The sequence below is a fragment of the Endozoicomonas sp. SCSIO W0465 genome (assembly GCF_023716865.1).
GTDB lineage: Bacteria > Pseudomonadota > Gammaproteobacteria > Pseudomonadales > Endozoicomonadaceae > Endozoicomonas.
In genome coordinates, this window is sequence record NZ_CP092417.1 from 1,921,144 (window position 1) to 1,943,043 (window position 21,900).

Below are 21,900 nucleotides of genomic sequence, written 5' to 3' on the forward strand. Positions count from 1 at the left end.
TCCTGATCCTGTACCTGATCTCGACTTTAGAGTTTTAAGAGCACAATAGTTCCGGCGCATAATCTGCTAAAAGCAACCATCCCCAATGACGAAATTCGAGATGGTTGCCATGCTCACTTCAGATCATCAAGTAATCCTCAGGGAGCTCGCTTCATATACAACCTTTCTTGCTGGAGCGCTATCATCAACTGCAGTACCAACGTTCTGCGAACTGCTGTTCGGTTGCATGCTTTCAGCCGACGGCTTTGTTACACAGGCGTTGTTAACAATTGATTTTCATTGTGTGTGGAGCAGCTACCACCACTGGCTATCTCAGGGCAAGTGGCAATGGAAGAACTTGGCACGCCACTTGATCCGTCTGGTCTGCTCCAAAGCTCCTGAGAATCAACCTGTGGTCCTGGGGCTTGATGACTGGGTAATCGAACGGTTTTCCGACAAAGCCCCTGCTTGTCGTACACATCATCAACACAGCAAGAAACGCAATCGGCCGACGTACATCTGGGGGCAGTGTTGGGTTTCCCTGGCCATCATATTTGAGCGGGCTGCAGATGAAGTATTTACCGCCATACCGGTGATCTCATTTCCGACACCAGCTTCAGGTAACACCAGCAAACTGAAAATTGCCGTGGCCATGCTCAGGGTGGTACGCAATGAAGTGAAGGATCGAGTGCTACGCCTGCTAACCGATTGCTGGTATATGAACTGGACACTGATAAAGCCAGCTCTGGAAATGAACATAGAAGTTGTTGGTCAGATACCTTCAAATCGGGCCCTCTATGCTTTGCCGCCAGCACCCACCGTAAAGAAGCGAGGGCGCCCAAAAAAGTACGGCATCAAGATGACGACAGAACAGGTTAAGAAACTGCCGGAAGAAAAAGCAACAGTATGGATGTACGGCAAATTTCGCAAAATACGTTATCGTACCCTGATCTGTCGCGCCAGATTCCTTAAAGGTCGTGAAGTACGCGTCGTCTGGAGTCGCTTTGAAAATGACAAAGGTCTGACCGAAAGCAGAATATTCATCTCGACCAATCCGGAACTTGAGGGACTGGAGGTGCTTCGTGCCTATTCCCGGAGATGGCCGGTAGAGCCAATGTTTCACCAACTCAAACATGCTTTTGGCTGTTGCCATTTATGGCAGCAGAAATTGCGAACACTGCTTCGATGGATGCATTTGAAAATGGCAGGCTATGCATTATTGCAGTTATTAACCGTTTGTAAAAATCAGGCATGTCTGAATATTTCTCGGATACCCTGGAGAAGCCCGGATACAACCACTGCAGGCATGATGAAAATTGCTCTTTCAGGAATTATTCCGAGGTTCTCTATTCGCAAGGGCTGGAACAGATATAAGCAAAAATATGAGTTCAATTTTCGCGATCTGATCGACCAGTTAATACCGGATAATTCAGAAGCAGCATAACTAAAGGCTTTTAGGCAAAAAACGGAAGTAATAACGAACTTGGAAAAACAGTTCACTGATTTCGGCTTGCTTCACTATAAAAAGCTGACCGAATTATCGTTTTATACAGACTCTAAAGTCGAGTACCTGATAAAAGGTTGGAGTAAAGGCCAGACGGATATTAAAGTCTTCCACCACTGGTTGTTCACGGTCACCATTGATCCACTGGTCAATGCTGTCTACCGGATCAAGGAAGAACAAAGCAGTGGAGCCCAGGCCAGAAGACCCCCATACCAGACCATCATTCTCAACAATCGAACGTTTCCGCTGGTAAGCCCACTCGCCATAAAGCCAGCCACCAACGGGTGTTACGATAATATCCTGAATGGATGGCACCTCAGCGATGGCCTCAATACCATACTCCCAGTAGAAGGTAGACATCAGGAAGGAGTAAACAAATGAGTTCCACTGGTTATACCCGGATTCTCGGGCAACGATATAGTAAACCCCTCCGAAGTAAGGGTGGGTTACATAGTTAAGGAAAAAATCATCTTCATCCATAACCGGGCCTGAGCTGACATTGTCCCACCACTTCTTGTGAAACTGCTTGATCTCAGACTTATCCCAGTTGGTAAAGGACTCAGGCATGATGGCCAGAGCACCAATCACACCAACGCCCAGACCGAACATTAATTTGGTCTGAGACCAGAGGCGCGCCTGATTCTCCCGGGGATTGTCATCGAACAGGGTGATCGCCCACGGAGAGCGCTCTTCCTGTAAAGCGAGTGTGAACTCAGCGTCTGGCTCAGCCTCCGTCGTTACTGCAGGAGCCGCTGCGTTGGCCTGAGCAAAGCCGGAAAGCATGATCAGGCCAGATAGAAAAACTGGCAATATCTGGTTAAGCATCGTCTTTTATTCATGAGATGGCTGGCGGGAGGTACAGGCACCCCCCAAAAAACAGATTATCCATTCAGGCTACCATGCCTGTTCTGGACAAAAGGAGAGATTCTATAGTGTCTTCAGCCAATAATCGATTGGGGTTTATCATTATTTCGGCTATGCATTTACCGGTCCGATAAATCAGCCTCTTATTCTGTCGTGCCGGATTTCTGACTGTGTTCAACTCAGGAGTTCAGAGCACATGAACACAAATCAGGTTATAAGTCTGTGCATGCTACATTGAAACTTAAAAGCCGTACAGGGATGTATTGTGTTGAATAAACAGTTTTACCCGATAGTTGTCACAGGTTTGTTAATGATTGGCGGACTATTTCCTTCAGGCAGAATACTGGCTGCATCCTCTTCGGATCCTGACTCTTTTCCACTGGCTCAATATTGGCATAAAATTACCGATCACCTGGCCGAAAGTCTCATCTCCATTGGGCGCTTCGGGACGAGTACTGTTTATATTGATAAAAAACATACCGCTTTGGATGTTGCCCAGTATCTTGAGCAACAGCTGTCAGTTTCATTGAGAAAATCCTATGTTGAGGTGACTTCTCCAATCAATGCCCGTTATGTGATAGAGCTTGATGTTGTGATTAGAGAGCTATCAAATGGAGTGGGTACCCTGTATGTTGAGGGAGGGGATATTGACGAGTTTTGGGAGATAAAGGAAATTAAACCTGTTTATTCAGATCAGTTCACACGTTATGAAATGACCCCACTGACAATGAAACGGCCTGTAACCATTAATCCACTTTCAGGTGCTGATACGGAAGTGATTATAACTGCCAGAATTTTGGAAAGAGGCTTGATTCTCGCAGCACAAAGTTATGCCTTCTATTTTTCTGCTGAACAGGCAAGGCGTGAAAAAAAACCTCTGCAGAAGCGAATCTCCAAGGCAGAAGATGCAGAAGATGGTGATGCTGATGTTGATGCTCTGTTTATGGAGCTGCAGAATCAACAGAGCGCATTTTTGAACTATCAGAAAAGACTGGATAATCATATCCAGCCGCTGGTTGATAGTTATCTATTTGATATAAATTTTTAGATGACGAACAGAGTATTTAAACAACGCTCCTTTCTTTGACAGAAATTTTAATATTTTCTCTGGTCGGGAATAGCATTTTCAAATCATCGTAGCTGGAGATTAATGAGATATCCTCTGTTATCTCAAACTGGCGTAAGAAAACTGACAGCTATCTGAGAAAGGGTCTTAAGCCAGCTGCTCTAGCGGTGGAGCAGGCTCTGACTCAGGCTTAACCATTTCTTCCCATTCACCCGGGCGCTCAGATTTAAACAGTTTACATTCAGGGTTTCGTACCCAGTTGGTTGTCACATGATACGTCGGATTTAGCAACTGAACTGTCTTTCTGACCGAGTCGATTGCCATGAATAAATCTTCTGGGCTTTCAAGCGCAGCCTTGTCACCACAAGCATGAATGGGAATCGGAGCATCTTTGCTATTGGCAAAATTGGCAACAACACGTTCTGTTGCCAGCTGCTGAGCACGTAAATGAGGCTGATTGCTGACGAGAGCAATGCCTTCAGGAGTAGTTCCAAGTAGTTGTTCTACCGCATTTAAGGCGGACACCATCGTTGCTTCGGTATTGGGTCTGCCAGTGCAAATACTTTTCTCATCAAGGTTGATCGTGTATTCGCCATTTTCCTGGAGAGACTGCTGATAATAGTGAACGTCTCCGGTGTAAGAAATATAAACGGTTTGTTGGTTTAAAAAACAGTCCGGATTATCATTACGGAGCATGTCCATAAGAGCCAGTAAAGCGTGAAATTCTGTTGGACAGGACCAAAAATCATTAAATGCTTCAATAATGCACTGCATATAGAAATGCAGTTTCCGATTGCTTCTAGCATCCAAAAGCTTGTCAATATCACTCAAGGTTCTTGAAGAACCCGTGAAAAGCAGTAGCCTGGGGGATTTATTTTCACTGTTTTGGGTAATGGCGAACTCAGTGCGAAGGTGCATTCGGGGAATGGCCGCTCCCGGAACAACAAGTGGTATTTGATCAGAAAAGTCCAGGGGCTCTATATCAGAGAGTTTTAAGGGCGCAAGTGCTGATCGCAGTCGCGTTCTGGAAATATCATCAAGGTTTTCAATGGCCGAAATTTGCTCTCTGGCGTTCCAGCGTTCTACTATTTTTCCTTGGCCTACTCGATGAATGGGGCTTTTATGGAAATAGACATCAAGTTGCTTGATAACCTCGGTTAAACTCTCGTACTTTTCTGGCGCCGTCAAGGTATCAAGATTGTCCGGAAGCCTGGGTAAGGCTTGAGGCAACGCTTTGCCAAAAACATCGTTAATAACTTCAACCAGCTGAACTGTATCGCCGATGAAGCCCTGGCTGTTCAGTACACGTGTCTGGAATTGTGTCAGTACGTGAGATTGGGTTGGTGCACTTGCCTGAGCGTCTTCAACTGCTTTCTCTGTACCTGTTAGTGATATAGCTGATGGTAAGGGTGATGCTGAAACTTGAGCAGGTAACATTGCTGAACTTTTCCTCTTGTTTAGCGATTATCTGTCTGTAAATCAGAGAAGTTTTATTGTTTATGATTTAACAGACAGGAAATCAGAGAATAAGTTCCGATATTAAGGGGTTAAGAATAATCAAACATTACCGGTAACCCTGACCCGCTTATTGCCTTTTGGTCTTATCGGTTCCAGGCTTTTCCTTTTTTCTTCCAGGCGACGATCAATAATATTTTTAATGGCAATCATAAAGCCCATAAAGACAAAGGCGCCGGGAGGGAGAATGGCAAACAGGAACTGCTTGTAGTCTGGAATCACCGTAAGGGTCCAGTCCGCTGCAATGGGGCCCAGCAGCAGGTCCATGCCGGAGAACAGTGTGCCCTGGCCAATCAGTTCCCGCAGTGCACCGAGCAATACCAGAATGACGGCAAAGCCCGTACCCATCATCAAACCATCAAAAGCAGCAGGCAGTACCGGATTTCTGGAGGCAAAGGCATCGGCCCGGCCCAGGATAATGCAGTTGGTGACAATCAGCGGAATAAAAATACCCAGTATCCGATAAAGTTCATAGGTATAGGCCTGCATCAGCAGCTCGATACAGGTGGTGAAGGAGGCAATAATCATCACAAACACTGGCAGGCGAATGGCATCGGTTACCTGGTGTCGTATAAGAGAAACGGCAACATTGGAACCCATCACCACCAGCATGGTGGCTATACCCAGACCCAGTGCATTCACCACACTGCTGGAAACGCCCAGCAGAGGGCACAGGCCCAGTAGCTGGACCAGCGCCGGGTTGTTTTTCCAGAGGCCATCCAGGGCAATCTTTGCAGCCTGGCTGCCAGCTGTACTCTTTTTTGTCACAGCGTCATTTGTCATGTTGAATCTCCTGGCGGACTCCGGTCATCCTGAGCGGGTCCAGCAATAGATTACGGTTTGCCTCAAAGTATTGCAGTGCGCGGTAAACGGCGGCGACAACGGCTCTTGGCGTTATCGTGGCACCGGTAAACTGGTCAAACTCACCACCGTCTTTTTTTACCCCCCAGCCTTCTGTGACCGGGTTGCCAAGAGATTTTCCGGCAAACCCGAGAATCCAGTCGGTGACATTGGTGTTGATCTTGTCACCCAGCCCCGGCGTCTCTTTATGGGTGATGGCCCTGACGCCGGCCAGCGTGCCATTGCGGTTGATGCCAACCAGCAGCTCAATTCGGCCACTATACCCGTCAGGTGCGGTTACCGGCAGAATGACGGCAGAGACCTCTCCATCATTCAGTGCAATATAGGCTTCGCGTTGCTCCTGGCTGGACAGTAAGCGGGATGGCTCCAGAACAACTTTGGAGTCTACAAGCACATTGTCGTGAGTATCTGCCGGTAAAATCTCCATCAGTGCTTTCGCTTCATAGGCACGAACCTGTCTCTCTATTCTTTCCTGAGTCATGGTCCAGGTAACGGAAATCAGGCCTACGGTAAATACGGCAAACAGACCAAGTCCCAGGCTATTACGGAAAATGCTCTGAAGCAGGCCACTCCCGTCGGGGGCCTTGCTGTCGGTGGTGTCTTTTAAAGGAATCTGGCCGTCACTCATGATTCAGTCCTTCTTTGGCAGGCCTTTATTGGCCTTGTGATGGCCATAAGTCCGTGGCTGGGTGTAATAGTCGATGGTAGGAGCCGCCATGTTCATCAGCAGCGTGGCAAAGGCGACACCGTCCGGATATCCACCCCAGGCTCGGATGACATAGACCATTACGCCAACCCCGGCACCAAAAATCAGACGTCCACGGTTGCTGGTGGCACCACTGACCGGGTCGGTAATGATAAAAAATGCCCCCAGCATGGTGGCGCCACTGAGAAGATGGAACAGCGGGGAACCATGGCTGTCTGACCCGTTACCACTCCAGAAGAGGGTCGCCATCACCGCAATGGCACCGAGCATCCCCACAGGGGCATGCCAGGTAAATACTTTTCGCCAGATCAGAGAGACACCACCAGCCAGATAAGCCAGGTTAACCCACATCCAGCCACGACCGGCCATGCCATCAAATACCGGGTTGCTTTCCCACAGCTCGTTGATAGTCAGGCTTTTGTTTTCCCGCAACACATCCAGTGGGGTGGCCATACTGATGGCATCTACACTGACGCCCTGACCCAGGGGGAAAATGGTGAACAGCGCATCGGTCAGGCTGTTGTTATGGCCTTCCAGTCCTAAAGGTGGCAGCCAGGTGGTCATTTCCTGGGGAAACGAAATCAGTACCAGAACATAGCCCAGCATGGCCGGGTTAAAGGGGTTCTGGCCCAGGCCTCCATAAAGATGCTTGCCAATGATCAACGCGAAGGACACGGCTACCAGTGATAGCCACCAGGGGGCAAAAGGCGGCAATGCCAGCCCCAGCAGTAAACCGGCCACCAGGGCACTGCAATCATTCAGATAGAAGCTGACGGACCGTTGGCGCAGCGATAAAACCGCCGCTTCGCAGCCCATGGCAATCAGGGAGCACCAGACAACATTGATCAGTGTACCCCAGCCAAAAAAGATGGTTTGTGCGATCAGACCGGGGAAAGTGGCCATGATTACCAGACTCATGACCCGCTGGGTGCTGTTTTGCCCCAGCGTATGGGGGGAGGTCTCTCTACCCCTCTGGCTGATGGATGATCTGCTGTTAATCAAAGCCATTCAACGATTCCGCTCTGTTGCGTCTTTCATCATGCTTTCCGGGGTTTCCCGTTCCCACGGTCCTCCGCAGAGCGTGGGAATAAGGCGGTTGTAAATGCAAGTCACGAGAGACCCTCCAGAGCCTTTTTCATCTCAGCTGCCTTTTGTTCCGCTGCCTTCAGCTGTTGTTTCAGCGCATCCAGTTCGTCTTCACCGGCACTGGCAATCGCCCGCTGAAGCTTTTTGACCGCAGCATTGGCCATGGCCAGCTCAACCTTGCGTTTTTTCTCATTGTCAGTGAGTGCCGGTTTGGTGGCTTTGTCAGGTTTTTCAGCGGTTGTTTCCGTATGATCTTTGCTGGCAGATTCCCGGGTATTTTCATCAAATGCCTGCTGAAGCTGGGTAACCTGCTGATGTAACATCGCCAGATTAGACTTCAGCTGTTCAATAGCACCCCGGTCGCCGTTAAGATCAGCGGAAGCTTCTGCGGCAGCCAGCGCTCTTTCCGTCTTTTTGGCCTGGGCTTTGGCCATGGACAGCTGAACTTTCAGTTCTTTCTGTTTGGCAGAAAGCTGTCCACCAGGCGCTTGCCTGGCTGATGCAGGCTCAGAAGTCCCGGCAGCGGCCGCTGCTTTTCGAGCTTTGGCCCGGGCGATGGCGGCCTGGATTGGGTCTTCTTCTGCTTTGACGTCACTCCCGGTGTTTTCCACTGCCTGGGCAGCCTTCAGTTTTGCTGCCCGCTCGGCATTGGCTTTGCGTTTGGCCTCTTTCTCTACTTTTTCCTGTTCCAGTCTGGCCAGACGGCCTTCATAGCGCTGTTTGGAGCGCTCGGACTTGGCGTGTCTGGCTTCCTGGGTGCGAATAGCGCCTTTGGATGCCCGGTAATACTGAACCAGCGGAATGGACGACGGGCAGACAAAAGAGCAGGCACCACACTCAATACAGTCAAACAGATTGTGGTGCATCAGCTGCTCGTGGTTCTCAGCCCTGGCATGCCAGTAAAGCTGCTGAGGCAGCAACGACGATGGACACGCCTCGGCACAGTGCCCACAACGGATACAGGCCTGGGCATCCGGTGCTGCCGGAAATTCATCCTCAGTCGCGGCAATCAGACAGTTTGAGGTTTTGATCACCGGGATATCCATGCGGTCCACAGTGAAGCCCATCATCGGGCCACCAAGTACCAGCGTTGATAATTCGGACTCTCTGAGCGCAGCGTATTGCAGCAGGTCCTGTGCCAGTGTACCGATCAATACTTCGACATTTTGTGGCGCTGAAAGTGCATCACCAGTCAGAGTGGTGATGCGGGAGATCAGCGGTTTGCCGTCAATAATGGCTTCTTTGACCGCCACGGCGGTCCCCACGTTCTGAACCACCATGCCCAGATCCGCAGGCAGTTTGCCAGAGGATACCTCCTGACCGGTAAGAATCAGGATCAGTTGTTTTTCGCCACCGGAAGGGTAGATGGTCGGAAAAACGACAATGTCTATGTTTTTGCCTGCAGCGGCCTCTCGCATGGCAGCTATGGCTTCGGGTTTATTGTCTTCAATACCGACCAGGCACTCTCCGGCCCCCAACATGTATTGGAGAATTTCAGCGCCTTGAATAACCGCTTCCGCCTTTTCCCGCATGAGCATATCGTCGGCGGTAATATAGGGCTCACACTCGGTTCCATTGAGAATCAGAGTATTGATGGCATTGACGGGAGCGAGTTTGATGGCCGTAGGAAAGCCAGCACCACCCAGACCACTGATACCGGCATCGCGCACTTTCCCGACCAGGTCAGCAGGGCGACAGTTGACGATAATCCGCGACGGGAGCCAGTTCACACCATTGCTCCAGGCCATCGGCTTCCATCACGATGCACAGGTCATAAAAGCCGGAAGCGTGGGGAATCGGCCGGTTCTCGATGGCGGTAATAATACCCGAGGTGGGCGCATGCAGGGCGGCGCTGACAAAGCCGGAAGCTTTGGCAATCATCTGCCCTTTGAGTACTTTGTCCCCAACGCTGATAACCGGGTCAGCAGGTGTACCTGCGTGCTGCAACAATGGCAGAACCAGTGTTGCCGGCAGTGGCAGAACACTGATCGGGCAGCCGGTTGACTGATGCTTGTTTTCTTCCGGATGAACCCCGCCGACTAATGGCCATATTTTGCGTTCAGAACTGGCGATCACCTGACTCCCGGAAGCATGATTCCGGAGGTCTGGGGTTGGGCTTTTTGCCATGGCGTTCATACGGTCTGCCCTCTGAGGCAGTGGCAATCAAACCAGCCTGTCCATGATTTGGCCGGGGCAAGTCCCAGCTCCACGTCCTGGCCGTGATATCCACAGGACGCATTTCAATACAATCAACGGGGCAGGGCTCAATACAGAGATCGCAGCCGGTACACTCATCGGCAATCACCGTATGCATCTGTTTGGCAGCACCCAGGATGGCGTCCACAGGGCAGGCCTGAATGCACTTGGTACAGCCGATGCATTCCGCTTCCCGGATAAAGGCCACTTTCGTGACGGACTCCTGTCCATGCTCTGCATCCAGCGGCTCTGCCTCAACATCCAGCAGGTCAGCCAGCGTGTTGATGGTCGCCTGGCCACCGGGTGGACATTTATTGATGGCATCACCATTGGCAATGGCTTCAGCGTAAGGACGACAGCCCGGGTAACCGCACTGACCGCACTGGGTCTGAGGCAGGATTTCATTAATCTGGTCAACAATCGGGTTGCCTTCCACCTTGAAGCGGATAGCGGCAAAACCGAGAATGGCCCCGAAAATAAGGGCGAGAGCCAGCAGGGCTCCAATCGCGTAAAGAACAATGTCCATGGACTAGCGCAACCGCTCCTTCAGCTTTTTATCACGTCTGGCATTTGTCATCATTGTTGGAAATCCTGCGTTCACAGTTTAATCAGTCCGGTAAACCCCATAAACGCCATCGACATCAGCCCTGCGCTGATCATGCCAATGGCGGCGCCTCTGAAAGGTGTTGGTACATCGGCAGCGGCGATGCGCTCACGCATGGCAGAGAACAACACCAGCACCAGGGAAAAACCGGCTGCAGCACCAAAACCATAAGTGGCTGAATCCACCAGTGAACTGTCCATCCGGTTGGTGTTCAGCAGGGCAACCCCAAGTACCGCACAGTTTGTGGTGATCAGTGGCAGAAATACGCCCAGCACCTTGTGCAGCAGCGGGCTGGTTTTGCGCACCACCATTTCGTTGAATTGCACCACTACGGCAATCACCAGAATGAACGAGATGGTTTTCAGAAACTCCAGGTTCAGTGGCAACAGAATGTATTTATACGTTAAATAGCTGCAGATAGAGGCCAGTGTCAGCACAAAAGTGGTCGCCATTGACATACCCATGGCCGACTCCAGCTTGTTGGAAACGCCCATAAATGGACACAACCCAAGGAATTGGACCAGTACAAAGTTGTTGACCAGTATGGCGCTGACCAGAATCAGTATCAGTTCGCTCATTGGTTTCCCTGCTGCAGTACCTGGCTAATTAAAGATTAATTAGCCGGACGATCAAAAATGGTGTTGGATACCTGATGGAAGGCGTCAAGTATATATTTCTGAAAAAAGCAGATAAATGACATTTAAAGATACAAATCGAATAACGATAAGCCGGTTTGGGTGCTTTTTCCTAAAGACTCATTGAGTCATCATTGAACAGCCCTGACTCAGGAGGTGGGGATTATAACGCCACAACAGGCAGGATGCATGTAGTGATGCCTCTAATGACGCTGAAGGATACCGAATAAGAAACAACGTATGCTGTTTTCTCATAAATAAGCTCTTTCAGATCAACTATCTTAATTATCTGCTTTTGTAATTCATACACACTTGGGTTCGCAGTACATCGGTGAACTGAAATTCCCAGTATTTGTTCCTTCAGGAGTTCTGCCATGAAAAAGCCATTGGTTGTTATTACCGGAGCCAGCTCTGGTATTGGTGAAGCTGTTGCCAGGGCCATGAGTCAACTTGGCTATCCTCTGTTATTACTGGCCAGAAGGGTTGAGCGGCTGGAGGCTCTGGATCTTCCTGACGCACTGTGCCGGCGAGTGGATGTGACGGATCGTGATGCCCTGAAGCTGGCCATCGAAGAAGCCGAGTCCCGCTACGGAGATACGGACTGTCTTATCAACAATGCCGGGCTAATGCAGCTGGGGCGTGCCGACGAACAGGATCCCGCCGAGTGGGATACCATGGTTGATGTGAATATCAAAGGGGTTCTGAATGGCATTTATGCCGTTGCCCGTCAGATGAAAGCCCGAAAAGGGGGAACCATCATCAATATCAGCTCAGTGGCGGGTATCAAGGGTTTTCCAAATCATATGGCCTATTGTGGCACCAAGTTTGCCGTGCATGGTTTGTCTGAAACGCTGAGAGAAGAGCTGGCTGACGACAGTGTAAGGGTAGTAACCATCGCCCCGGGAGCGGTAGAAACCGAGCTGCTGAGTCATACCACGTCCAGCGACATCATCGATGGCTATGAACAGTGGAAAGACGGCATGGGCGGTGTTATTACGGCAGAGGATATTGCCCGTTGTATTACCTTTGTATACCAGCAGCCGCAGAATGTCTGTATCCGTGAACTGGTAGTGACGGCTACCCGGCAAACCGCGTAGGGGATTTTCAGATCGAAAACATCGTACTTTGATCTCATTATGGTAAGTTAATCCCACTGATCCAGTGTTTGAGGTATGTGGCCGTGGTGGGGAAAAGTGCAGTGGTTCTGGGAGCTGGAATGGTGGGGGTTTGTGTAGCGCTCCATCTGCAGAAAAGTGGCTACCGGGTGACACTGGTTGACCGTAAAACGCCCGGGATGGAAGCCTCTTATGGCAATGCCGGGTTAATAAACCGTGGCTCTGTATTCCCTCTGAGTTTATCGGATATCACCCATCATCTGTCCGGTGCCCTGTTAAAAAATCACCCCAATGTGCATGTTCATTTGAGTCAATTGCCACATTACTGGCACTGGCTCTATTATCTGTTGATTGGAAACAGCCGATCCCGCTATGAAGCCTCTGTAAAAGGGCTGGACAGTCTTTTCCGGCACGCTGTTGCCGAGCACAAGACGTTGCTGGCGATGTCTGGCGGTAAACAACAGTTGATGGAAAAAGGCTGGCTTCGGCTTTACCGGCAAGAGGCTTCCTTTCGGGCCGTCCAATATCAGAGAGATTACTATGACCGGTTAGGCATTCGATATGATATTTTCGATCCGGAGGGTATTTCAGAGCTGGAACCGGCGATTACCTCTGGTTTCTGTAAAGGAGTTTTGATCCGGGATACGGCCTCGCTCGTTGATCCTTCCGGGGTCATTAATGGCTATGTAAACACTTTTCAATCCTCAGGTGGTCAGTTTTGCCAGGTATCTGCTGAAAATATCACCCGTGATAGTGACGGTTTCCTGATTGAGACCCATGGAGAAAATATTAGAGGTCATATCAGAGGTCATATAGTAGTACTTGCACTGGGCTCATGGAGTGGCGAACTCTGTGAAAAGCTGGGCTATTCTTTTCCCATGGCTGCTGAGCGGGGGTATCATCAGCAATTTCAACCCTCGGACGCCTTTCAGCTGAGCAGACCAATTCATGATGTGGACGGTGGCTATGTTATGTCACCGATGAACAATGGGTTGAGACTGACGACAGGTATTGAGTTGTCAGCCCGCGACGCGCCGCCGGTTTCAAAGCAGCTTTATCAAGCCAGCCGTAATGCCCGTGAGGTTTTTTCGCTTGGCAATCCCGTGGGGGCGGTTTGGGTTGGCAGTCGGCCTTCCATGCCTGATGGGCTGCCGGTTATTGGCGAAGCTCCGAGGCACCCGGGGCTCTGGTTTGCATTTGGGCATGGTCATGCCGGTGTGGGTACGGGGGCTGTTACCGGGCGAGTGATTAGCGAACTTATCAGTAAAGCCAGACCTGTTATTGATGTATCTCCTTTCAGTCCGGTAAGGTTTGTTGGTTAAGCTGATATATTTGGTGACTTGAATGACTGATAAACAACATAAAGCCGATTCATTCACTCATACCGTTCTGAAATCAAGTGCATGCAACCGTTCTGATTTAAGAACGGCTCTTCGCAAACGTCGCCGGGCATTGAGCGCTGACCAGCAAGTCAGCGCTGGTGAGAGGCTTTGTAATATTCTTAGCAGGCGGCCAGAGCTTACAGACAGTCAGCACATTGCTGTTTATATAGCTAATGATGGCGAAATAAATCCAGAAGCTCTCCGTGATTTCCTCTGGAATTCGGGTAAACAATGTTATCTGCCGGTGGTTGCGCAAGGGGGCAGTATAGACCTTCTGTTTATTGAATACCTGCCTGACACTCCACTGGTTTTGAATCGTTTTGGCATCCCTGAGCCTTCTTTGCAGGAAGCAAGCCCCATTTCGCTGGAAAAACTTGACATTGTTTTTGTACCTTTAACCGGTTTTGATGAAACTGGTAGAAGACTTGGCATGGGAGGAGGGTTCTATGACAGAACATTTGCCTTTACCAGAACAGCAGACAAGCCAATACTGATTGGACTTGCCCATGAGTGCCAGAAAGTTGCATCGATACCTGTGGAGCACTGGGATATAGCCATGTCGGGCATTGCAACGGATAGTCGCTATTACTCACTCATGTTAAGCACTTGAAGAGATCTGCCATGATTTCAATCAGGCTGTAAAAGATGGCACAGGCCCTTACACTGTTTGCTGTGAAAATCTCTGAATTACTTCTGGCACAGTTTCTGACTATCGATCTTTTTGCTGGAGTCGTGCATTCTCTTTTCTAAGCATTTCAAGCTCCTGCTCAAGATTAAATGCTTTTCTTAATAGTTGCAGATTGTCATTTAGCACTCCATGTAAAAGGGTTTCAGTTTGTCTTTGTTGATGTTCCAGGTTTGTCTGGCTCCTGTACAGATCAGCAATCTTTCTTTGTTCGTCTTGAAAAGTAAATCTTATCAGGTTCTCTACCAGTTGTTCTGTTTGACGACATTGTGCATTTTCTTTTCGAAGCATCTCAACCTCTTGTTCAAGATTAAATGCTTTTCTCGACAGATTAAAATTTTTGTTTAGTTCTCCATCTAATAAGGTTTTATTCTGTATTAGTTGAAGTCTCAAGTCTGTACGACTCCTCTTTAGGTCACTAACCTGAATCTTCAAGTCAGTTATTAGTGGTTGATATTGGTCACCTATTGGCAAAATACCCTGTGTTGATCCCAGTGGTGAAGGATCTGACATCTCATCCACTACAGACGCTATCTCTCCGAGGCTCAGTTGTTGCAAGTTAAAGAGTGTGTCATCGTCTGAAGATGAAACATCTTCGATTTTAGGTTCTATTTTAGGTTCTATAGTGTCGCCTGAAGCAGAAGAAACCGCGTTATTCTGTACCTGTGCCTGTAGATGTTGACATGGTGTCCATTGAAAAATTTCCCGGGGCGGTACGGCCATCATCATAGGTAAGTACTCTGCCGGATACCGTTCTTCTTGTTTGAAAGTTTGTGGTTGGTACATGCAAGTAGCGGGAGGAGAGGGGGAATCTGGCAGCAGGGGATAGGTTTTTTCCTGTTTATTCTGCTCCGGAGGACCTGGCACAAGGAAGGACGGGCATGGTGTAATAGGGGAATGGGTATCTATAGTTGATTCCAGCTCGTCCAATGGGTGTGCGCCAGTGTTTTTGAGCCGCTGGCTTTCATGGTATTGATACTCATCTTCAAGAAGTTGTGAAATAGACTCTGCAAACCAGCTCGGTTGGGAATGGTTGAGTGTTGAACACATGTCTTGTGGGTGTTGCCACATTTTCCGAGACATTGGAGAGGTATCCCGTTTATCGCTGCTTACAGATTCTTTACCATTGGGTATGGTGTTGGTTTGATTAGATAAAGGATCTGTTGTTTTCACTCCTGTCGCTGAATTACAGTTTGACCGACTTTTTGTTTTTTTTAATCCCTGTTTTTTTGTGACAAATAATAAAAAATCCTGAAGCGTGGCACGCTCATTCCTTTTTTGATCGGTCGATCCATGAATAGCCTTTCTTAGATCAAGAATCAACTGGCGAATTTCACGACGACGGCCGCGTTCATAATGATTTCTTCTTAAATGATTATCATCAATTCCAGTTATGGGTGTGTTTTTTGATCTATTTGTCTTTTCTGCGTTTGAGGAAGTATGGTTTTTCTGGGTGTTTTTTTTGACAATTCTAATACAAGCCGATAATAGTAATTTTTTAGAAGGTTTGTTGCCTATTGATGTTATGTCTCTGATAACATTTTCAATGTTGCTATACAGTTCTGTTATAACTTGCCTTCTTCTCTGTTCTTGGAAAGCCTTTATTTGTTTTTTTGATTTTTTGTTTTTTATTTGATTGGCTGGTGCACGATTTTTATTATTTCTGTTTATAGTATGGTGCCGATGGGTTGATTTTTTTTTGCCCGGTTTGCCTTTGTCTTGTCGTTTTGTTTGTTGAGGTGTTGTTTTATTGGCAGGTTTTGATGCCAGCCCAGTAAGGTGATTATCTACCCTGTTGGGTATATTTTCTGAATGGGTAGCGTCTGTTTTTTTCTGCTTTATGCCAACAGATTGAGTCGTATCATCTGCTATGAGCCACTGGGCCTGCTGTTGACTATCTGCAGTATGGCGGGATGCATCATTGTGGTTGGGGGCAGTATGAATGGTTGAGGGTTTCATTTCCTGTAATACTTTACCAACCGATTGCTGAACGCAGGTCCCCGAAAAAGGGTTGTTACGCTGTGTTTCTGAAATATACCTGGTTGGGGGAATGCTGGTGACAATACACGCTGGCGGTCCCGCTTCCTGAGGGGATATTGGTAACTGCTCTAGCACCGGAGGGGGATAGGTTTTAGAGAAAATGCCATCCATTTAATAACCCTTATCAGCTTTTCATAGCCTGTTGTACGTAGGAAAATCGGGGGTGGTCAAATCAGCCGGTATTTAGTGTATATGCGTCTTGGAAATAACTTTACATAGATTAAAAAATTTAGTCTTGTCTCTTTGAAACGATCACGAATGAAAGTAGTCTGAAATTGTATTAAAGGGTAATTTTTAATTATTCTTTTTATGCCCTTATCAACAGAGTGAGTTATGCGCCAGCCAGCGCAGGGATGCCAGAACCATGATTCACGAAAACCAGCTTAACCCCAGAGTAAAGTCTCTTGAACCATCTGCGACGCTGAAAATCAATGAGCATAGCCAGCAGCTGATTAAAGAAGGGCGGGATATTATCCGCCTTGGGCTCGGTCAGTCGCCTTTTCCAGTCCCGGATAGTGTTGTCAACAGTCTGCAGAATCACGCCAATGAAAAAGACTATTTGCCCGTTCGGGGGCTTCAGGCGTTGCGCCAATCTGTGGCGGATTATTATCAGCGCAGGGATGGCCTTGAGATTGATGCCGATTCAGTGCTGATAGGCCCCGGTTCCAAAGAGTTATTGTTTAATATCCAGATGGCCTGTCAGGCCGAGCTGATAATACCTGCCCCCAGCTGGGTGTCTTACGCTCCTCAGGCACTGATGCTTGGGCGCAATGTCCGCTACCTGGCAACTGCGATGGAGAATCAGTGGCAAATTTCTCCGCAGCAGCTGGAACAGTTGCCACCGCCCGGGGATGAGGCGCGATTGCTGTTACTCAATTACCCGTCAAACCCGACAGGTTCAAGCTACGATCCGGAGAACCTGAAGGCCCTGGCTGATGTTGCCAGACGACAGAAAGTGATCATTATTGCGGATGAAATCTACGGTGAAACCCGTTTTTCCGGGCAACATCATTCAATGGCTGGCTTCTATCCTGAGGGAACCATTATCAGTAGTGGGCTCAGTAAATGGTGTGGAGCCGGAGGGTGGCGTCTGGGCACGATGATTTTCCCAAAGGCGCTGCGCGCCGTGCAGGATGCCATGGCGGTGATTGCCAGTGAAACGTTTACTTCAACCTGCGCTCCCATCCAGTATGCTGCCTGTACCGCTTTTTCAGAAAGTTCAGAGATCAATCGTTATCTTGAGCAAAGCCGACAGGTTCTGTCACTGATTGCCCGTTTTATGGTGGACTCCCTGAGAGGCATGGGCTTACAAATGGCTGATCCGGTGGGTGGTTTTTATCTGTTTGTCAGCTTTGAGGGTTTCAGAGAGCAATTGATGGCCCGTGGCATCAAAACCTCGGATGATTTGTGCAATAACTTGCTATCAGATACCGGTATAGCCATGCTTCCCGGTAGTGATTTCGGTTTAATGGCAGATCAACTATTTGTCAGGATGGCGTTTGTCGACTTTGATGGGGGTAAGGCGCTTGGTGCGATGGCAGAAGGGCGGTATGAACCAGACGTTTTTGTCCGGCAGTATTGCCCCAAGCTGTATCAAGCATGCCAGCGCATAAAGCAATGGCTGATGCGGTCGGGCAAAGACAATAAAGAATGACGTACTGAAGAAACAGGTAATAGGGATGAAGCGGTTAAAAGCTCTGGGCATTAGCCTGTGTATTTTTCTGGCAGGGTGTCAGACGGTATCAACAACCAACTCAGGGACTATTGGTGTCCAGCGTGAGCAGAAGATGTTCTCTTTGCTCTCGGAAAGCCAGGTGAATGCCATGTCTGCGGAGGCTTATCGGGAAGCACTGAATATCGCCCGGAAAAAAGAAGTGTTGAACCGGAAACCTGCCGACGTTAAACGCCTGCGTACCATTGCTGACCGTCTGGTGTCCCATGTGGGTGTGTTCAGGCCGGATGCCCGGAGCTGGAACTGGGAAGTTAACCTGATGACGGATAAACAACTCAATGCCTACTGTATGCCCGGGGGCAAGATTATGTTTTATACCGGCATTATTGACACCCTGAAGCTGACTGATGATGAGATCGCCGCCATTATGGGACACGAAATGGCCCATGCGCTCAGGGAGCATGGCCGGGAGGCTATGTCTCAGGCGTATGCCGTGCAATTGGGACAGGATACCCTGGGGATTCTTCTGGGTGTCAGCCCTGAGATCATAAGTGTGGGCAGTACCGTAGTAAATTATGCGCTTACCTTGCCTAATAGCCGTACCAATGAGGCCGAGGCTGACCTTATCGGTCTGGAGCTGATGGCCAGGGCTGGATACAACCCGAGGGCGGCGGTCAGCTTGTGGAAAAAGATGTCGGCGCAAAGTGACGGCAGCGTGCCGGAATTTATGAGCACACACCCGTCCCACAATACCCGTATTAATGGGCTGAAAGCCAATATTGCGAAAGTGGATCACCTTTACCAGCAGGCAATCAGCAAAACCAATTAACCCTTGAGTGAAACTTGAATAAAAAGCGGAGTCATTGATATGAATCTGTCGGCCACTGGCCTTAATCCAGCCTTTGATGTTGTTGTTGGCTCTAAGTCAAAAACAAAAGTTTGCGCAGTAGAAACAGCGTTTGCAAACTACAAGGTTAATCTGCTTGCGATCAACGCCCGGTCCGGAATCAGTAGCCAGCCAGTTGATAATGAGACATTTGCCGGAGCCAGCAACAGAATTGAAGATGCCAGGAAAAAACACCTGTCAACAGACCATAATGCTGACTTTTTGGTGGTAGCCATCGAAAATGGTATTTTTAATCAGGAAATAAACGGTCAGGCAGTTTGGCTGGATAAAGCGGTGGTTATTGTCGAGACATCCGATGGAAAACGGTACGTTAAGGAAACATCACCGGTGCTATTGCCCGCTGAATGTGTCGCTATCGCCAGGCAAAGGGGGTTTGACAGTACAACGGTAGGGCAGGTGATGGCCGAAATAGACAGCACTGTTCAACATGATGATCCCCACTCAAGTTTACCGCCTTTTAAATCCCGTCAAGAATATTTAGAAGAAACCTTGATTGATATTGTGAATGCCCTGGAACAGGAAAAAGTAATAGAAAAGGCTGAGTAAAATCTATCGCTACAAAGTCACTGAATAGCCACTATCCCGTGAAAAGATGCACTTGTCTATATTGACCGGAAAGTTGTGATCTCCTAAACATCAGAGGCTTTTTTCGGGAGGTTGCAGAAACCTTCTGCAGGAACATCCAGGGCTGCATTGAATTTGCTGGACATGTTCTGGAAAGCAATCAGCCCTGTCAGTTCAATAATTGAGTCATGATCAAAATACTCTTTTACCCGCTTCATCAGCTCAGGAGTGACCTGTCGGTCGCTGTACGTCACTGCTTCTGTATATGCCAGGGCGATGCGCTCCTGTTCGCAATCCTTAAACATTTGTTTTTTCAGGCTTGCAATGTTGGGTGCTTTCCTGGATCCATAGCATTTTGGCTTGCTCATTTTTGCCCATGACCTCCCAGAGTTTTACCAGTGCCAGATCGATATAGTGCTTGCCGCTGGGTTTGCACAGATAAGCCACGGGCATTTCTGGTGTTTTATTGATCATGGCCAGCAGCAGTTTTTCGGCCCGCTCATGTTTGCCCATGACCTGCCAGTGCCTTGCCAGATCGAGATCGAACTTGCCGAAGAGTTTGCACAGCTTGGCCTCGGGCATCTCTGGTGTCTTCTTGCACATGGCCAGCAGCAGCTTTTCAGCCCGCTCATGTTTGCCCGTGAGCTGCCAGAGCCTTACCAGTGTCAGATCGATACTGTGCTTGCCGGAGGGTTTGCACAGCTCGGCTTCGGGCATTTCTGGTATCTTCCTGCTCATGGCCAGCAGCAGTTTTTCCGACAGCTTATGTTTACCCATGAGCTGCCAGTGCCTGGACAGATCGATATCGTACTTTCCGGAGGGTTTGCACAGCTCGGACTCGGGCATCCCCGGGGTCTTCTTGCTCAAGGCCAGCAGCAGTTTTTCAGACCGCTCATTGTTGCCCATGACCTCCCAGAGTCTTACCAGTGCCAAATCAACATAGTGCTTGCCAGAGGGGGTGCTCAGCTCGGTCTCGGGCATGCCCGGAATCTTATTGATCATGGCCAGTAGCAGTTTTTCAGCCGACTGATGTTTATCCATAGCCTGCCAGAGTATGGCTAGCGTGTTATCAAGGTGGTCATATCCTGAAGGTATTGTTGGAGCAACAGGGTTTCCTCTAAAGGACAATATGATGATTTCTGCATCCTTGTATTTACGAACATCCTGTTGATCTTTAATCGCTCTTGTCAACCCGGCGACAACATTGACCTGTATATTCTCAGGCAGTTGTTCAAGGCCGCTTTCATATATATTTCTGAACTTGATTTCAGCTTGATAAGGCAATTTTTTAAGTAAGTTATATGCTCTGCCTATTTCCTGGATCGATTCAGCAAATTCAACATCCGTAGCCGTTTGTCTTAAGGCACCGGGAAATCGGTGTTGGTTTTGAATAGAAAAATGCTGTGACTGAGCAGTAACAAGGTCAGGGAGTGGTTGGTAAGAGTCATAGTGTGGTGGCACAGCAGAATTACCAGAAAATGCATCCCGCTCTGCTGGCAGAGTTTGTGAGGGGTAGTAACATGCCGTTGAAACCGGGAACTGACCGTATATATAAACGGACGTACTGCCTTCTGATTGGGGTTGGTAAGAAGCAACCCTATGTCCAGCGAATACGTTTTGCCCCGACGGAAGATTATATGAAGAGGGATACTCTTTCGTTGGAATCGGGGACTCATTGTATAAATGAACCGGCGTACTGTTCGCTGGTTGGGGTTGGTACTGAGCAATATTGTATCCAGCGAATACGTTTTGCCCTGAAGGCGCAGGGTGAGAGGGATGGTAATCTTCCGTTTGGTCCCGGGGTTGATTGTAGCAATACGCTGGTGCATTGGCTGAGTTACGATAGCTGTTAGCAGAGTTGTCTGTGGGAAACATAAAATGATTAATACTCTACTTTCAATTGGACGATTCCAGGATACATTCCAGGATACATCGGTGTTTTAGTGCCTCTGAGAGGGCTATCGCAATCGATATTCCTGTGACTCCCCAGTCTGGCTATTCGACACCCCATTAGTAGATAAAAAAGAAAAATATAAGTTCCGCTATTATCCAGCGGGTTGAGCCGGTGTATATCTAAAGTTATTTTTTGCGCTTAACAGGAGGATTAATAGGTGATTCAACGTCTATTTGTTTATGGCACATTGGCTCCCGGGCGAGAAAATCATTATGTACTGGAGAAGGTCCCGGGAGTCTGGGAACCCGCAACATTAAGAGGTTTTTTGCTGGATAAGGGGTGGGGAGCTGCCATGGGCTATCCTGGCATTATGCCCTCCGATGAAGGGGGCGTGGTTAAGGGGTGGGTGCTCACATCCACTGAATTAGCTGATTGCTGGAAGCGCATTGATACTTTTGAAGGTGATGGATATAAGCGTATTTCCGCAGAAGTGATTTTTGAGAACGGCAGTAAATCAATGGCATATGTTTATGCAATTCGTGTTTGAGTTAAAGAATACGTCTGTTGTATTGGTTTTTTCTATTCTATTGTAGGTAATAACATATGGTGACAGTCGGGTATTTTC

21 protein-coding genes are annotated in these 21,900 nt (G+C 48.6%); 9 read left to right on the forward strand and 12 right to left on the reverse strand.

The window, feature by feature from the left end:
• The first annotated feature begins 85 nt into the window (after nt 1-85).
• Nucleotides 86-1,423, forward strand: a complete 1,338-nt coding sequence (locus tag MJO57_RS08275; protein ID WP_252017304.1) for a transposase — start codon at nt 86-88, stop codon at nt 1,421-1,423.
• A 93-nt stretch (nt 1,424-1,516) separates the two neighbouring features.
• Here the strand turns inward: MJO57_RS08275 and MJO57_RS08280 are convergent, their stop codons facing one another.
• Nucleotides 1,517-2,293: a DUF3943 domain-containing protein gene (locus MJO57_RS08280; protein WP_252024428.1), complete on the reverse strand. Its 777-nt coding sequence runs from the start codon at nt 2,291-2,293 to the stop codon at nt 1,517-1,519.
• A 364-nt stretch (nt 2,294-2,657) separates the two neighbouring features.
• On the opposite strand from MJO57_RS08280, the gene MJO57_RS08285 reads away from it, so the two are divergent.
• Nucleotides 2,658-3,395: a hypothetical protein gene (locus tag MJO57_RS08285; protein ID WP_252024430.1), complete on the forward strand. Its 738-nt coding sequence runs from the start codon at nt 2,658-2,660 to the stop codon at nt 3,393-3,395.
• Between the two features lie 165 nt (nt 3,396-3,560).
• Here the strand turns inward: MJO57_RS08285 and MJO57_RS08290 are convergent, their stop codons facing one another.
• The 8 genes from MJO57_RS08290 to rsxA form a co-directional block, all read right to left on the reverse strand.
• Entirely contained in the window at nt 3,561-4,850 is a 1,290-nt protein-coding gene (locus tag MJO57_RS08290) for a hypothetical protein (RefSeq protein WP_252024432.1), read from the reverse strand.
• Nucleotides 4,851-4,970: 120 nt separating this feature from the next.
• Nucleotides 4,971-5,711: an electron transport complex subunit E gene (locus MJO57_RS08295; RefSeq protein WP_252024434.1), complete on the reverse strand. Its 741-nt coding sequence runs from the start codon at nt 5,709-5,711 to the stop codon at nt 4,971-4,973.
• Nucleotides 5,701-6,417, reverse strand: coding sequence for an electron transport complex subunit RsxG (gene rsxG, locus MJO57_RS08300; protein WP_252024436.1), 717 nt, complete (start codon nt 6,415-6,417; stop codon nt 5,701-5,703). Before rsxG ends, MJO57_RS08295 begins: the two co-directional genes overlap by 11 nt.
• Nucleotides 6,418-6,420: 3 nt before the next feature.
• Entirely contained in the window at nt 6,421-7,503 is a 1,083-nt protein-coding gene (gene rsxD / locus MJO57_RS08305; protein WP_256493254.1) for an electron transport complex subunit RsxD, read from the reverse strand.
• 101 nt (nt 7,504-7,604) lie between these two features.
• The gene (gene rsxC, locus MJO57_RS08310) at nt 7,605-9,251 is read right to left on the reverse strand and encodes an electron transport complex subunit RsxC (protein WP_252024438.1); all 1,647 of its coding nucleotides are present in this window, start codon (nt 9,249-9,251) and stop codon (nt 7,605-7,607) included.
• Nucleotides 9,252-9,264: 13 nt separating this feature from the next.
• A complete protein-coding gene (locus tag MJO57_RS08315) occupies nt 9,265-9,657 on the reverse strand; it encodes a hypothetical protein (protein WP_252024440.1) in 393 nt (130 codons plus the stop codon).
• The gene (rsxB, locus tag MJO57_RS08320) at nt 9,641-10,303 is read right to left on the reverse strand and encodes an electron transport complex subunit RsxB (RefSeq protein ID WP_252024442.1); all 663 of its coding nucleotides are present in this window, start codon (nt 10,301-10,303) and stop codon (nt 9,641-9,643) included. Before rsxB ends, MJO57_RS08315 begins: the two co-directional genes overlap by 17 nt.
• Before the next feature lie 71 nt (nt 10,304-10,374).
• Nucleotides 10,375-10,959, reverse strand: a complete 585-nt coding sequence (gene rsxA / locus MJO57_RS08325) for an electron transport complex subunit RsxA (protein ID WP_252024444.1) — start codon at nt 10,957-10,959, stop codon at nt 10,375-10,377.
• 431 nt (nt 10,960-11,390) lie between these two features.
• On the opposite strand from rsxA, the gene MJO57_RS08330 reads away from it, so the two are divergent.
• From MJO57_RS08330 to MJO57_RS08340, 3 genes are all read left to right on the forward strand, one after another.
• On the forward strand, nt 11,391-12,113 hold the full coding sequence (locus tag MJO57_RS08330) for an SDR family oxidoreductase (protein ID WP_252024446.1): 723 nt from the start codon (nt 11,391-11,393) through the stop codon (nt 12,111-12,113).
• 77 nt (nt 12,114-12,190) lie between these two features.
• A complete protein-coding gene (locus MJO57_RS08335) occupies nt 12,191-13,453 on the forward strand; it encodes an FAD-binding oxidoreductase (protein ID WP_252024448.1) in 1,263 nt (420 codons plus the stop codon).
• 22 nt (nt 13,454-13,475) lie between these two features.
• Nucleotides 13,476-14,123 carry a 5-formyltetrahydrofolate cyclo-ligase gene (locus MJO57_RS08340; RefSeq protein ID WP_252024450.1) on the forward strand — a complete coding sequence of 216 codons (648 nt, stop codon included), beginning with the start codon at nt 13,476-13,478 and terminating at the stop codon, nt 14,121-14,123.
• Nucleotides 14,124-14,222: 99 nt separating this feature from the next.
• Here MJO57_RS08340 and MJO57_RS08345 read toward each other — a convergent pair whose 3' ends face one another.
• A complete protein-coding gene (locus MJO57_RS08345) occupies nt 14,223-16,349 on the reverse strand; it encodes a hypothetical protein (protein WP_252024452.1) in 2,127 nt (708 codons plus the stop codon).
• Nucleotides 16,350-16,602: 253 nt separating this feature from the next.
• Here MJO57_RS08345 and MJO57_RS08350 point away from each other — a divergent pair, with 253 nt between their 5' ends.
• The 3 genes from MJO57_RS08350 to MJO57_RS08360 are packed head-to-tail and all read left to right on the forward strand — an operon-like array spanning nt 16,603 to nt 19,363.
• Nucleotides 16,603-17,892 carry a pyridoxal phosphate-dependent aminotransferase gene (locus tag MJO57_RS08350; RefSeq protein ID WP_252024454.1) on the forward strand — a complete coding sequence of 430 codons (1,290 nt, stop codon included), beginning with the start codon at nt 16,603-16,605 and terminating at the stop codon, nt 17,890-17,892.
• A gap of 25 nt (nt 17,893-17,917) precedes the next feature.
• Nucleotides 17,918-18,739: a M48 family metallopeptidase gene (locus tag MJO57_RS08355; RefSeq protein WP_252024456.1), complete on the forward strand. Its 822-nt coding sequence runs from the start codon at nt 17,918-17,920 to the stop codon at nt 18,737-18,739.
• A 39-nt stretch (nt 18,740-18,778) separates the two neighbouring features.
• Nucleotides 18,779-19,363 carry a DUF84 family protein gene (locus MJO57_RS08360; RefSeq protein ID WP_252024457.1) on the forward strand — a complete coding sequence of 195 codons (585 nt, stop codon included), beginning with the start codon at nt 18,779-18,781 and terminating at the stop codon, nt 19,361-19,363.
• Between the two features lie 83 nt (nt 19,364-19,446).
• On the opposite strand, the gene MJO57_RS08365 is transcribed toward MJO57_RS08360, so the two are convergent.
• Both MJO57_RS08365 and MJO57_RS08370 read right to left on the reverse strand, forming a co-directional pair.
• Complete coding sequence (locus MJO57_RS08365) at nt 19,447-19,686, reverse strand: carboxymuconolactone decarboxylase family protein (protein ID WP_252024459.1); 240 nt, start codon at nt 19,684-19,686, stop codon at nt 19,447-19,449.
• Nucleotides 19,679-20,665, reverse strand: coding sequence for a hypothetical protein (locus MJO57_RS08370; protein WP_252024461.1), 987 nt, complete (start codon nt 20,663-20,665; stop codon nt 19,679-19,681). Before MJO57_RS08370 ends, MJO57_RS08365 begins: the two co-directional genes overlap by 8 nt.
• Before the next feature lie 827 nt (nt 20,666-21,492).
• On the opposite strand from MJO57_RS08370, the gene MJO57_RS08375 reads away from it, so the two are divergent.
• Nucleotides 21,493-21,822, forward strand: coding sequence for a gamma-glutamylcyclotransferase (locus MJO57_RS08375; RefSeq protein ID WP_252024463.1), 330 nt, complete (start codon nt 21,493-21,495; stop codon nt 21,820-21,822).
• The last annotated feature ends 78 nt before the right edge of the window (nt 21,823-21,900 follow it).